Raw genomic sequence first — 12,803 nt, forward strand, 5'->3', positions numbered from 1 at the left:
AGAAACGCCAAGTCTTTGTGACCAAATGTCCGCCCAACTAGTCGCCCTTTTTCCTCAAAACCAGATAATACCGGTTGGCCAGAAAGGGAACCTTCGAACTCCAACGTCCATCAAGGTCTGGATACCTTCCATGCGCATGAATTTTCTCCCGCAGATTTGTTCGTTTATCTACAAGGGGCAAATACAGTAGTTGACTCAATAGGCCGGTGGGAGTGTTTTCGATTATCTCACAACCAAGTGCACTCGCTAGCTTACGGCTACGACGGAGCGAGAGAGGGAAGATACCGGGAAAGCCGAGCTTTTTGTAAAAGCGCCTCCAGTATACCCAACCCAAGTTCCAGATGTTCCCGATATCCAGAATAATGATGCCCCCAGGCCGTACAATTCTGACAATTTCAGAAATTGCTGTTTTCTGGTCGGGCATCAGCAACAAGGTTGCGTAGCACCAGGCTGCATCAACACTACTATCGCTGATAGGAATTTCTTGTGCCTTCGCCACAACGGGAAAGGGTGACTTCGTATTGCGATCTTCCGAGAAACCGGCGCGTGTCTTCAGTTGCTGAAGCATACCTTCGCTGAGGTCAACACAGATGACCTCGCAAGAGAGTTTCCTTGCAGCATCTATCGCGTGGCGACCGTTCGCACCACCGATATCTGCCACCCGGCGCCCGGCTGGCACATGTTTTTCAATCAAATGCCATTTCAACCATTGCGGATACTCTTCCCCGATCTCGGTTTCATAGTTCGCCGCACAAGAGTTAAAATGCCTTTTCTCATTGGTGTTCAAGTCGCTGCTCCACTTTTGCGGCAATGGCGTAACATGCCAAGAGCCCCCTCCAAAAGAGGTCTGTGGGACACTGAACCTCGGTAATACGGAAACAGCTGGCCCCCGAACGATTTTTTGAAATCATTTAGTCCGCGTTGTTTGCCTGCAATGACGGCAGGAAATGCTTCGCCACACTCAAGATGTTCCATTCCCATGGCGCGAAGATGTTTAATCGCCGCCCACATCCCATAATCGTTTGCGCACAACCTCAAAGCATCATCACTACTGGCAACGGTCCAATAGAGCGCGCCCCCTTTATAAATCAAAAAGTTCTGTATTGTCAGCACCTTACCTTCTACGCGGACGACGCAGGTTTTACACAATCCCTGCTGAGCGACACTCTGGAAAATCGCGCTGAAATACTCTTTTCGGTGCGGCGAAATTCCATTTCTGCGGCATGTTTGAAGATGCAGTTCATAGTAGCTCTCAAGTATCTGCAAGTCCGGCGTGAAGATTTCCGCTACCAAGCCAGCACGTTCAGCCTTGTTGATCTGTTTTCGGCTTCTGTGTTCGAGCCCTCGCCATAATTCCCCGTCCCCTCCCTTGACATCAAGTTTGAGCATCCAACTCTGCGTGGACGCATCTTTCGCGCCCAAGAAACAAAGCGGGTTCGGAAAAGGCCGAGCTATTGTCCGTATTTCGGGGCTAAGTGGTGCGATTGAAAAATCTGTCCTTCGTAACCTGTTGGCCACCGCATATCCTTCAATTGTGTTTAAGATACACTCCTGAACTTTTTTTACTGACCGGCGAGGCAACTCAGGATCAAGAGCAGGAGCCCCTGTGCTCTCGAAGTGCCCTCCTACAAGGAAATGCATGAAGCTTGAGCGCACCAGAAATAGCGGAACAATGGCGACAATTTTTCCCCCGTTTGCAGGATCACAGACACAAAAACTGTAGTCTTCTGTTCGTGCCCAAGAAGTTCTTGCCGCCAAGAGAGTAGATCGATGCCAAGCCCAAGCAGCCGGAAAGCGATCGGCCGCCGCGTCCCAATTAGCCCTATCGCAGTCTTTACGGTGAACGATCTGAAACATTCAAACCTTCTTTTCCAATTCAACTCTTTGAAAAGAAGAGACAAGCCCGAGCAAGAAGAAAAACATTAAATGAATATAATGAAAACGAGAAATACTCAAATCAACTGACTGAGCAACGAAAAGAGCCATCAAAGCAGCAGAAACACATACCATAAGCTTATGAGTCTCGACATTAACATGGTCCATCCGACTCCCCGCAAAAACAAAATTTATCCACATAACCAAGAGCAGCGCTAACCCTACGACGCCAGTTTCAATAATTGCGTTCAAGAATACCGAATGCACAGCCATGTCTTCGGCATAATCGCCAAACGACAGTTCGGCGCCTACACCGAAGCCACCTCCGAAAATCCAATGTGTTAAGGCTGCTCTTGATGCCTCGAGAAGATACGTCCCTCTTGTGGTAGCAGTGAGCGCCTCTTGCTGAAAAACCCAAACCGGAAGAGGCGAGAACTGAAACATGCCGCTTTCCGTCAGCACGATCATACCTGGAATGGACAAAGCCCCAATCACCATAACTATAGCAACGAAACGGTAATCGACTGCTCGGCACAAAAACGAGTACAGGAAGCCCGATGTCAAAAAAAGCACCGCAGATCTCGAGCCAGAGAGTATTACCCCAGCAAACATGATTGCCAACAGAACTCCACTTCTGGGTTGAGCGTATTGCCTAATCCCCAGCAGCAACAAAACGCATGTCGCGGCCACCAGTCCCAATCCGTTCGGGTTCGGGAAAAAACCGGAGAACCTTTGCAGTTGAATAAGTTCTCCGTTAATATGAAAAAGTCTTTGACCAAGAGCTTGAGAGAACTCCATCCCAAACAAATAGACCGTCGCGTGTCTGCCACCCGAGGGTGTATTCCATAGATCCGCGATTAAGCCAACGAGAGCGTAAACAACACAAACTGCGGTAACCACGGCAAGCCCAATAACAAATCCTTTGGCTACCTTTTCCGGCTGAAGAACAAGAGCTGCAGCAAGATAAACCATGACTGCAGGGAAAATCGCCAAAATTGCTCTTTTGAGGGACAGTAAAGGATATTCCCCCCAGAACACTGAAGCAAAAGAGTAAATACACCAAAGTCCCAAAAGGACGGTCGCTCTATCTCGCAAAAGAGTTTTTATAGAAGAGACCTTCACCCTTGCCGCAAGGGTCAGGCCGAAAAATCCGACAACAAATACAATGAACTGTGACGCGCCCGAAAGCTCAACATACTGATAATCAATGCGAATGCGCATGAATGGTAGGAGAACAAGCGTCGCGGCCAGAACCCCGTACCAAAAATCAGGCACAGCGTACCTTTTCTCAAGAAAACCTCTCATTCACAGTAACTCATCAATCATTGCGCGAAACTTCGCTCCCACATTTTCAGACCGATATTCCTCAATCAGTCCAATAGCGCTCAAAGGGCGACCTCTCCTAAGTCCGATACTCCGTTTCAGGGCGGCAGTGACTGCATTTACGTCGTTGGGCTCAGCAACCAGCCCTCCAAGCTTATGCACAACATTGCTCACAACGCCTTCCCTGCAAAGCGCCAGAATAGGCTGACCACTACCGATGTAATCAACAAGTTTAGAAGGCAGATACATGCTCTTACCTCCCCCGGGGGCATCTACGAGCACCAACAGATCAGCTTCCTGCATCTTTGCCAAGGCTTCAATGTGGGGGACTTGTCCTTGATGTTTAACATGTTTCACAGATGTGCTCGGGAAGCGATGCGATAAACTCTCGTAAGCCTCATACCAAGGCCCATAAATCTCAAACGTTAGGCTTTGTCCTTGCTCTATCTTCAATTGGTCAATGGCCGAGAAAAGCACATCAGGTCTCCTGGTTCCGTAGAACGAGCCAAAGAGCCGCAGCGTAAAGCTTTCACGATCATTACTTTTCCCGGTTGCGACAGTTTCATAAAGTTCAGGATCGAAGGCATGCGGCAGAACCATAGCTTTTCTGTCCAAAGAAGATTGATGCCCGGTAAAATGGTTCTGCATTCTATCGGTAGGAAAAACCAAGCGATCAGCAACATCTAGAACTCTTTTTTCCCGCTGCTTGCTCCAGCTGGAGAAAAATGGAACAACTGCCTGATGGTCCGCGTTCGACCAAGGATCAGAGAAGCATGCAATCCAAGGGAGATCCGGATACAATTTTTTTAGCGAGAGGCCGACAAGATGGGAAGAGTGATACTGCGAGCGCGTCACAAGGCAGTCATAATTCCCTTGCGAGATCAGTTTGCATGCTTTCCGATAAATCGCAGGGTTGAATAGCATCCACCTATCTGGACGAAAGGGCAAACGAGGGAATTGACATATCTTTTTCAGGGTTTTCATTCCAGAAACCCGATAAACACTGCCGTTGATCCCCTCAGCGTAACTCCCCATACCACTATCAATTACTGTTGAAACTAATCCGTTCTCCAATGTGAGAACATCTACACGACAGTCTGGCAGACTACGCAGCAGCTTTGCGGTCACAAACCCTTCCGGGCTCGCAGTCGGAGGATAGCAGTAGCCAATAACAAGAATTCTAGGCGAACCACTCATTGCTATCACATTACATTCTTGGCTAAAGAGGAGACTTCCCTGTCATCCAACCCCAAAGAATGCCCAACTGACAATTTTGACAGTGCCTCAAGCACTTCTACTTCGTTCGCAATATCTGCGGGATCGAAATACAAGTTTAAAAGCACAGGCACGTTTTTCTCAAATAGTTGGACATATTGCCCAAGTTCGTCGACGAGTTTCTCCCTGCCAAGAGCATCTGGGGCAGACAGAAATCCCCAACTATCGATTAATTGAGTCGGTTTGCTCAAACAGCCATTCAAGGGAAGCTCGACCAAACCAGGAGCGACGGAATAAGCTCCACCATTAATCACTCCAAAAACCGGAGTCGTCGAACTAGACACACGGTAGCCCAAAGTACTCAAGTATCGATACAAGTTTTCTAACTGCTTCAGGCTGTTAAATTCGCCGAAATGCGGCGTTCTAAATACTTGCGGCTCTTCCCCTGTTAATTTAGTCAACAGCCTGTGGCCAAGCAAGATATCCTCTTTCCACACTTCGTCTGTCGCATCGCGATAGGTAAAGGTTGAAAATGGTTTTCCTGTCTTATCATCAACTTCAGCATGGCAACGATAGCCGTGATTGACGAATTTCGCGCCAAGATCAAGCAACTCACTGTAGTCGCCCCAGTTAGCGTCTAAAAGTTCGCCTGGCACAGCAAAAGCAGCAGTTATCCCATATTTATGCAAATATCTTTGCACATGAAGTGAGGCTTTGGCGTCCCTGCTCGTATCGCAATCAAATGAAAGCAACAGAGTTGGCGTTTTCAAACCAACTTGTTGCGCCCATTTGATGAGTGCTCTCTTGTAAGCACCGGGACACACCCGACACCTTATCTTGGTGAGTAGAACCTTATATTTGTTTATCATATAAATAGCGTGAACCGGTCCTGATACGCATAAAGCTTGATTTGCCACCTAGATTCCAAATTAACTCACTTATCAAGAGATTGATAAACCTGACAATAACCGCTTACTGACTGCATGATTGAAAACTCTTCTCTAGCTCGAACTTGAGCTGCACGTCCCATTTTGTCGGCATCATCACGATTATCTATCAGATAGGACATGGCAGTTGCGAGTTCATTGGCATTGTGGGGCGGAACAACCATACCGGTTACCCCATTTACAACTGCTTCGGGATTGCCTCCGACATCAGAAACGATCATTGGAATTCCGGCTGACATTCCCTCTAAAACGAAGTTTGAAAACCCTTCTTCATGAGACACCAACACCCCGATATCTGCGATAGCAAGATATCTGTCGATATTCGGCTGCTTCCCAACAAAATGCAATCGCGACCTGATAGAGTTCTCTTCCGCAAGTTGCTCCATTTCATGTTGTTTTCCTGCCCTGTTGTCACCAACAATTATCAGGCACCACTCAGAACTAAGTGAACTATTTTCTCCAAGAAGGCAGCAAGCCTTGATGAGGTCTACCCCGCCCTTGTAGGGTAACAAATTTGCCACAAAGAGGAACACAACCGTTTCTTTTCGTATTCCCAGTTCCTCTCTGACAGTTTGAACATCTGGACATATTGTTTTTGTGAGGTCAGGGACGCCGTTATAGACCAAACTCAGCTTTTCGCGCGGCACGAATTCGGTTTGGGTGAGTTCCCTGATAACGGCGTTAGAATTCGCTAGTATCAAAGACATCTTACCATGCAGAAATTGTTCAGTCTGACGAACCCATTTCGGATATTTGGCGAGGTAACGATTCAAACTCCTCCTACTCATTACTTTCTTTGAAGAATGCAGTAGGGAAATTGGCCCCAGAAGCAGGTATGCGGCAGGTAAGAAAAAATGAACAATGTTCGGATTTCGTGAAAATAAATAGTAAAGGAAAAACAGGCAGGTCCAAACCGTCGTAATCGGCTTAAACACTAGAGGAATGTGCCTCACCCATCCGCTGAACGGGGGAGTAACGACTCTGATTTTCTGTTCTCGCATTTTTGCAGCGAGTTCCCCTGGACGCTCGAAACAAAAAACCTCAATGTCGAAACCACATTCTGCAATAGCAGGTAAAGTTCGCAGCAAGTGCGTTTCGGTACCGCCACGCTCAAGTGACCGAATAATAATCGAAATTCTTGCAACACTAGCCATTCGGGCCAATCCGAAACACAATACCCATAGTTACATTTCCCGAGCAGCTAGGCCTATCTGGCAAATTTTGCTGCTTTCGCTCCTAAAACAAATGTCCTAAACCGGTTACAGCAACAGCCCAACCAAAACAGATGGACCGGTTTCGAGAAAACCGAACCAAGCTTACACATGAGGAAAAACTGATTTTACCGCAAGCTGGATTGCGCCAAGAAACTAACCGTCTGAACATCAATTGTCATCAGTGTATTAGTCTGGCAAATTCCACTAACTTTCTTTGACTCATACAGGATGACCGAGGTGGATTACCGAACTGAAATTAATGGAGATGGGATCCGAGGTTTCAAATCACGCCTTTTGTACCTCATTCAAAACTTCTGGCTAAATCTGCGGCCAGCAAAAAAATTGAAAGCAAATAGTTTTTCGACATCTTCACTGTTCAGATCACGGACTAACATACATACGTGGTCACCGGGGCGAGGCTTATCGGAACAGTTCATTACCCAGTGTCTATCAAAGCTCATTATCGATAAGGCATCTATAGAACCAAGCAACATTTCCATTCTTGATATCGGGTGCGGATCGGGAAGGTCAGTCCAGTTGTTCGAAAAAGCTGGCCTGACCGGGAAATGGCACGGAACCGATATTCATAACCGCTTTGCTGACCCCACTAGCGGCAAATTTGTTACATCATTCTCGCAAGGCGACATTCTCGCGTCGGAGTTTGAGCCCAAATTTGATCTAGTTTATACAAACTCGGCACTTGAGCACATCCCTTTCGATCCAGAATTCCCAAACAAAATACGTAAATGGCTCAAACCCGGAGGCAAACAAGTTCATATTGTCCCTGGTCCAACTTCTCTTTTCTTGTACTTATGGCACGGATGGCGCCAGTATAGCCTACGGCGAATTGAGGAAGCTTTCTGGAATAGCAAGGTTGAAGTGCTTCCGATTGGAGGTCTTTTCACCTCTCTCCTACATTTTTTCTTCATTACTTTTTGGGAAAACATCTTCAGGATTTCTATAAGAAAAAAATTCAGCAAGACATATAAATGGCTGTTATTTAAAGCAATAAAAGCTGATCGGTATGCACCGATTTTTCCAGTCTTTTATGTCGTGATTGCCTTAAACGACCCAGCACCGACAAAAAACAATAGAGTTTCATGATGAGAGCCGACTATTCAACCAAGTCTGATCCAAGCCTCACCGAAGAAGACCGCCTGGACAATCATTGGACAGAGAACTGGAAGAAAATTGACAATCAGCGACGCGCACAGTGGCGAATAAAGGTTCGACCCGAGTACAAGGTTGTGCGGAAGTATGCGCCAACCGCAAGCAAAGGTGTCCGGGTACTTGACGGTGGCTGTGGACTTGGTGAATGGTGTATTTTACTGAGAGATCTTGGTTATGAGCCATACGGCCTTGACCTCAGCACCCCTACTGTCCAAGCACTTCGTTCCGAATTCCCCGATATGCACTTTGTGCGCGAAGATATTCGAAAAACCTCGTTCGAAGACAATTTCTTCGATTTTTATATTTCGTGGGGAACATTTGAGCATTTTGAAAATGGTATGCAGGACTGTTTCCAGGAAGCTTATCGTGTCCTGAAACCCGGCGGGACACTTATTATTAGCGTTCCGTTTTACAATCACCGGCTGAAGGCGATTGACGCTAAGAACGGCGCACCGGCAAAGGACGAAGCTGTCAACGAGTTCTATCAGTGGCGCTTGGAGCCAGATGAACTGGCAAACGAGTTTAAAATCAACAACTTTGAAACCAAACACATCGAGCCAATCTACACCCGCGAGGGGCTGAACCGGCACATGCACCACGCATACGGGGTTCCTTACGGCAAGCTCAGCCGCCTCTCGGCGCTTGCATTGTCGCCGTTTGTAGACCCGCACAAATACGCACACATGCTGATAGGTGTCGCCACCAAGAAGTAACTCGCGCTTCGATAAGCCTTAAGACGTATTCTGAGCTACACTTGCAATGGCGACTTACACGTTTGCGCTAAGTCTGTTTAAGCCCGGCCCTACCATCAAGGAGCCGGGCTGTTTAATAGGCTTAGCGAACGTCGTAGATTTCGGCCGTTCGATCATGGATCTGATAGGTCTGGAACGGGGCATTCTTGACCCCGCCCATACCCGGCGATCCCATCGGCATGCCTGGCAGGGTATAGGCCTTGGCTTCGGGACGTTCGGCCAGAATGCGCTCAATGGTTTCAAAGGGAACATGACCGGAAATGGCATAGCCGTCGATCATGGTCAGATGGCAGCCCTGCATGTCTTCGGGGATTCCCGTCATGCGTGACATCTGAACGACCTGATCGCTTTCAACCACCTCGACCTCAACATCACGTCTGATCAGGTAATCCGCATAAACCGCACAGCAACCGCAATTCGGGTCCTTATAGACTGTTGCCTGCAAGGGGCCCGCGTGACTTTGGGTGTTCAGGCCAATTGTTATCAGCCCGACTGCGAACATAAATGCAAAGAAGCGTTTCATGGTTTTGATCCTGTTTCTTGTAATTTCAATTTTGCGCGTCAGGCGGTTCGGATGAAGCCTGACATGCCGCCGAATTTGTGTTCGAGAATGTGACAATGGAGCATCCAGTCACCGGGGTTATCGGCAACAAAGGCGATTTCGGCCTGCTCGGCCGGAGCGAGAAGAACCGTATCCTGCCATTCCTGATAGCGGGTCGGCTGCCCATCGCGTGACAGCACGCGGAAGGCATGACCATGCAGATGGATCGGGTGATACCAGGCCGTTGCGTTGGTCACAGTCACCACGCAACTCTCGCCGTTTCCGAGTGAGAAAAGCGGCCCCAACTCATCACGTTCCGGATCGCGGCCATTGACCATCCAGACACCGCCGCCGGTCATCATGCCCATCATGGACTGTGCCATGCTGCGCACTTCACCAAGGAAGCCGGCCTCGATCTTGCCGGTTTCAACCAGATGACGCAAAACACCACCGCCCATCATGCCACCGGTATAAAGCAACTGTTCACGGCGGGCATTTTGCAGATCGGGTTCCGGCAAGGGGTTGTCTGGCAAGGCCATGCTAGTCTGTGCGATATCACCGCGTACCGGATTCCCCTGCACGCGCAGGCGTGCCAACGGATTTTCCAACCCATCAAAAAAGCGGTCGATCACGGCAAAATCACCGCTGGCATCTGGCGGCACATCCAGAATGAAATCAGCCCGCATGCCCGGCGCAAACAAAAAGACCGGCGTGTCGGGCACGTGCGGTGTGACCGGATGCCCATCAAGTGCCACCAGATGCGGTGCCAAGCCAGCAAAGTCGATGGCAAACACCCGGGCATTGGCGGTGTTGATCAGACGCAACCGAATACGTTCGCCCGGACGCACCGCAATAGCGGGATTTGCCACACCATTGATGGTGACCAGTTCGCCCAGCCGCCCGGCGTGACCAACATCGTGCCCGCCATTAAAGGTCGGATCGATTTCGCCAGTTCCCCCCAGACGCCAGTCGTCAATCAACCAGACAAATTCCCGATCAACAGCAACAGGTTCGGCTTCCTCGACAATCAGGGCGCCATAAAGCCCGCGGGCGAGTTGGGTCGGTGAATTGATATGCGGGTGATACCAATAGGTCCCGGCATCGCGGGCATTAAAGCGATAATCAAATGTCTCGCCCGGGGCGACCGGCTTTTGGGTCAGGCCCGGCACACCATCCATGGCATTGGGAACACGCACCCCGTGCCAGTGAATGCTGCTGGCCTCAGACAGCTGATTGTCAAACCGAACATTAACGTCTTCGCCCTGTTTCACACGCAGCAAACCGCCGGGCACCGTGCCGTTATACGCCCAGACGGGGGTTTGCATCCCCCCACCGGGAAGAAGATTGACGCTGGTGGGGGCGGCGGTCACATGGTGGATCGCGTTGCTATTGGTTGCATGGGCCAAGCCCCGTCCGAAACCGGGGATAACACCAAGGGCCGCGGCAGCTGCACTGCCTGCCCCCAATGTTTGCAGAAATCCGCGCCGCGACGGACGCAAAATGGATTGGGTCTTCATAAGAATGACTTTCCTGACATATGGAGAATTCCCGGCATCAAAGCCGGGCGCATGGCGACGCGCGGGATGAAAAATCCCGCAGCCGCGTCTGGTCAGGAAAGAAGTCGGGGCGGGGCGATTTCGGGGCGCCGGGTGATGCCATTGGCAAGATGAGCCACCGGCAGGATATAAATCCCTGCGACCAAAAGGACCTTTGCAAGCGGTTCCTTGCGGGCAATCACGGCCGGGACAGCGCAGATGATGTCGCACGTATCGCTTACAGCGGGTGTGGCCGTGCAATCATCGCAGTCGGCCATCATCTGTTCCATGGCACCATCAGACATGCCCACAGCCGCCATCGGCATTGCCGAAGCCGGGCCGGACATATGCGCCATGCCCACAACCGAGGTCGCAAGCAAACACAACGTCATGAGGATATGAAACAGCTTCTTCATAGGCGGAAGGTATCCCGGTCCGATTGGCGCGTCCATGATCTTGATCATATCAAACTGTGGCAATCACATGACCATTGCCAAAACCCACGCGCACCAGGCCAGACCCGGAACCCTAAAATGAAGGACCATATTCGTCCTTGAGCGTTTCGGTGATGATGTAGGTGCGGTACCAGACGATATTGTCATCAGCATCAAAAAGCGTTTCGCAAAGGGCTGTGTATTCCACCATATCGCGCATTTGCAGGATCATGACACCGGTGACCTCGCCAGTGACAACATGGCACTGGCGCACGGCATCAAGTTCACGAACCTTGCGAATGAAATCCTGCCGGAACTGATTGCCATGGCGATGAAATTCGAGATTGATCACCGCCCCAAGCGGGCGTTCGACCATCGCCGGATCAATCACCGCGACGGTTTTGCGGATGACGCCCGACTGGCGCAATTTTGCCACGCGGCGCAAACAGGCAGATGGCGAAAGGCCAATCCGGTCAGCCAGCTCGGCATTGGGGATATCGGCGTTTTCCTGCAACTGGCGCAGGATTTTGGTATCGATCTGATCCAGCTCAGGCACTTTGCACAACTCCACAGCGTCAATAGGTCAATCAACGCTGCCATATTGCACGAAGACACACAAATACGCTGCACTAAATTTGAAAGGCCGTGGCATGATCGCGTTCCTCGACAGACTTGGGCCGCAACGATAAAGGTTGTGGTACGGGAATATTGGCACCTGCGCCCCACGCGATGTTGCCGACGAGAACGTGAAGCCTTTATGAAAAACCGCGACCGGCAACAGACCGGACGTGCCCGAACACCGAAGATGGATTGCCGCCCCATGCACCGCTATGCCTTTGATCTGATCAACCGTAGCCAGAAACTGTTCATCACCCTGATCAAGGTAATGTTGCCGGTGATGGTGATCGTCCGGATTGCCGAGGAATTCGGCGCGGTTGATCTGGTATCCGCGTGGCTGACACCCGTCATGGCATTGATCGGCCTGCCGCCAGAGGCCGGGTTGATCTGGGCGACCTGTATGCTGGTCAGCATGTATGGCGCGGTCGGGGCCTTTGTCGGGCTGGCGGCCCATCTTGATATGACAGCCGCACAACTCAGCGCGCTTTGTGCGATGATGCTGTTTGCCCACGGCCTGCCGGTTGAACAGGCGATTGTCAAACGGGCCGGGGCCAGTTTTTGGGCCACCACCGCCCTTCGCGTTGGCGCAGCGGTTGCCTATGGCGCGCTAGTAACATGGGTCAGTGACATGACCGGATGGTTGTCAGAGCCGGTTGATTTTTCCTGGATGGTCGGCAGCGACACGACAGCCGCCGCCAGCGGTCTGGCCGGATGGATCGACTGGTCAATCCAGATGGTCAAATCGCTTCTGGTGACCTTTGGCGTGATTGTCGGGTTGCTCGTGCTGCTTGATATCCTGGAAAAAACCGGGATCACGGCGCGCATCACACAGGCGATGATGCCAATGCTGCGCATTTCGGGCATCTCGCGCGATGTGGCACCGGTAACCACCATTGGCGTATTGCTTGGCATTACCTATGGCGGGGCGCTGATCATTGATGAGGCGCGCAAGAACAATTACCCCAAACGCACGCTTTTCCTGTCGCTGAGTTGGCTGTCGCTTTCGCATTCCCTGATCGAGGACACCGCGATCATGCTGGCGCTCGGTGCCGATATCTGGGTCGTGCTTGTCGGGCGGGTGATCCTGACTTTGATCATCATCGCCCTTCTGGCCCGACTGACGCTCCGCTGGGCGCCGGAGCGCGCGCAACTTGCAACCGAGAATGCGGAGTAAGGAAA

Annotated in this window: 13 protein-coding genes; 3 read left to right on the forward strand and 10 right to left on the reverse strand. The window is 50.6% G+C overall.

The features are described 5' to 3' along the window. Window positions 1-37: 37 nt before the first annotated feature. The 6 genes from AUQ43_RS11765 to AUQ43_RS11790 all read right to left on the reverse strand — a co-directional run bounded on the left by AUQ43_RS11765 (window position 38) and on the right by AUQ43_RS11790 (window position 6,514). The gene (locus AUQ43_RS11765) at window positions 38-787 is read right to left on the reverse strand and encodes a class I SAM-dependent methyltransferase (protein WP_062956461.1); all 750 of its coding nucleotides are present in this window, start codon (window positions 785-787) and stop codon (window positions 38-40) included. After that, window positions 784-1,857, reverse strand: a complete 1,074-nt coding sequence (locus AUQ43_RS11770) for a GNAT family N-acetyltransferase (RefSeq protein ID WP_062956462.1) — start codon at window positions 1,855-1,857, stop codon at window positions 784-786. Before AUQ43_RS11770 ends, AUQ43_RS11765 begins: the two co-directional genes overlap by 4 nt. Then, a complete protein-coding gene (locus tag AUQ43_RS11775) occupies window positions 1,858-3,180 on the reverse strand; it encodes an O-antigen ligase (protein WP_062956463.1) in 1,323 nt (440 codons plus the stop codon). After that, the gene (locus tag AUQ43_RS11780) at window positions 3,181-4,326 is read right to left on the reverse strand and encodes a glycosyltransferase (protein ID WP_147250433.1); all 1,146 of its coding nucleotides are present in this window, start codon (window positions 4,324-4,326) and stop codon (window positions 3,181-3,183) included. A gap of 74 nt (window positions 4,327-4,400) precedes the next feature. Next, window positions 4,401-5,330, reverse strand: a complete 930-nt coding sequence (locus AUQ43_RS11785) for a polysaccharide deacetylase family protein (protein WP_147250432.1) — start codon at window positions 5,328-5,330, stop codon at window positions 4,401-4,403. 17 nt (window positions 5,331-5,347) lie between these two features. Next, window positions 5,348-6,514, reverse strand: a complete 1,167-nt coding sequence (locus AUQ43_RS11790; RefSeq protein ID WP_062956466.1) for a glycosyltransferase — start codon at window positions 6,512-6,514, stop codon at window positions 5,348-5,350. A gap of 288 nt (window positions 6,515-6,802) precedes the next feature. Between AUQ43_RS11790 and AUQ43_RS20625 the strand changes: the two genes are divergently transcribed. Then, window positions 6,803-7,678: a trans-aconitate 2-methyltransferase gene (locus tag AUQ43_RS20625; protein WP_062956467.1), complete on the forward strand. Its 876-nt coding sequence runs from the start codon at window positions 6,803-6,805 to the stop codon at window positions 7,676-7,678. After that, window positions 7,678-8,457, forward strand: a complete 780-nt coding sequence (locus AUQ43_RS11800) for a class I SAM-dependent methyltransferase (protein ID WP_062956468.1) — start codon at window positions 7,678-7,680, stop codon at window positions 8,455-8,457. The genes AUQ43_RS20625 and AUQ43_RS11800 overlap by 1 nt, the downstream gene beginning before the upstream one ends. A 121-nt stretch (window positions 8,458-8,578) precedes the next feature. Here AUQ43_RS11800 and AUQ43_RS11805 read toward each other — a convergent pair whose 3' ends face one another. The 4 genes from AUQ43_RS11805 to AUQ43_RS11820 all read right to left on the reverse strand — a co-directional run bounded on the left by AUQ43_RS11805 (window position 8,579) and on the right by AUQ43_RS11820 (window position 11,562). After that, window positions 8,579-9,019, reverse strand: coding sequence for a DUF411 domain-containing protein (locus tag AUQ43_RS11805; protein ID WP_062956469.1), 441 nt, complete (start codon window positions 9,017-9,019; stop codon window positions 8,579-8,581). A 38-nt stretch (window positions 9,020-9,057) separates the two neighbouring features. Next, window positions 9,058-10,554 carry a multicopper oxidase family protein gene (locus tag AUQ43_RS11810; RefSeq protein ID WP_062956470.1) on the reverse strand — a complete coding sequence of 499 codons (1,497 nt, stop codon included), beginning with the start codon at window positions 10,552-10,554 and terminating at the stop codon, window positions 9,058-9,060. Window positions 10,555-10,646: 92 nt separating this feature from the next. Next, window positions 10,647-10,988, reverse strand: a complete 342-nt coding sequence (locus tag AUQ43_RS11815) for a hypothetical protein (RefSeq protein WP_114129791.1) — start codon at window positions 10,986-10,988, stop codon at window positions 10,647-10,649. 112 nt (window positions 10,989-11,100) lie between these two features. Beyond that, window positions 11,101-11,562 (reverse strand): Lrp/AsnC family transcriptional regulator, encoded by a 462-nt coding sequence (locus AUQ43_RS11820; protein WP_062956472.1) that lies wholly within the window; start codon window positions 11,560-11,562, stop codon window positions 11,101-11,103. 201 nt (window positions 11,563-11,763) lie between these two features. Here AUQ43_RS11820 and AUQ43_RS11825 point away from each other — a divergent pair, with 201 nt between their 5' ends. Continuing rightward, entirely contained in the window at window positions 11,764-12,798 is a 1,035-nt protein-coding gene (locus tag AUQ43_RS11825) for a nucleoside recognition domain-containing protein (RefSeq protein ID WP_232310665.1), read from the forward strand. Window positions 12,799-12,803: the final 5 nt, after the last annotated feature.

The organism is Thalassospira sp. MCCC 1A01148 (assembly GCF_001613795.1).
Taxonomy (GTDB): Bacteria; Pseudomonadota; Alphaproteobacteria; order Rhodospirillales; family Thalassospiraceae; genus Thalassospira.

What these genes read in the sequence shown, in the direction of transcription:
- AUQ43_RS11770 (WP_062956462.1), bottom strand. Translation starts at nt 1,857, where the DNA reads ATGTTTCAGATCGTTCACCGTAAAGACTGCGATAGGGCTAATTGGGAC.
- AUQ43_RS11775 (WP_062956463.1), bottom strand. Translation starts at nt 3,180, where the DNA reads ATGAGAGGTTTTCTTGAGAAAAGGTACGCTGTGCCTGATTTTTGGTAC.
- AUQ43_RS11790 (WP_062956466.1), bottom strand. Translation starts at nt 6,514, where the DNA reads ATGGCTAGTGTTGCAAGAATTTCGATTATTATTCGGTCACTTGAGCGT.
- AUQ43_RS20625 (WP_062956467.1), top strand. Translation starts at nt 6,803, where the DNA reads ATGACCGAGGTGGATTACCGAACTGAAATTAATGGAGATGGGATCCGA.
- AUQ43_RS11800 (WP_062956468.1), top strand. Translation starts at nt 7,678, where the DNA reads ATGAGAGCCGACTATTCAACCAAGTCTGATCCAAGCCTCACCGAAGAA.
- AUQ43_RS11805 (WP_062956469.1), bottom strand. Translation starts at nt 9,019, where the DNA reads ATGAAACGCTTCTTTGCATTTATGTTCGCAGTCGGGCTGATAACAATT.
- AUQ43_RS11810 (WP_062956470.1), bottom strand. Translation starts at nt 10,554, where the DNA reads ATGAAGACCCAATCCATTTTGCGTCCGTCGCGGCGCGGATTTCTGCAA.
- AUQ43_RS11815 (WP_114129791.1), bottom strand. Translation starts at nt 10,988, where the DNA reads ATGAAGAAGCTGTTTCATATCCTCATGACGTTGTGTTTGCTTGCGACC.
- AUQ43_RS11825 (WP_232310665.1), top strand. Translation starts at nt 11,764, where the DNA reads ATGAAAAACCGCGACCGGCAACAGACCGGACGTGCCCGAACACCGAAG.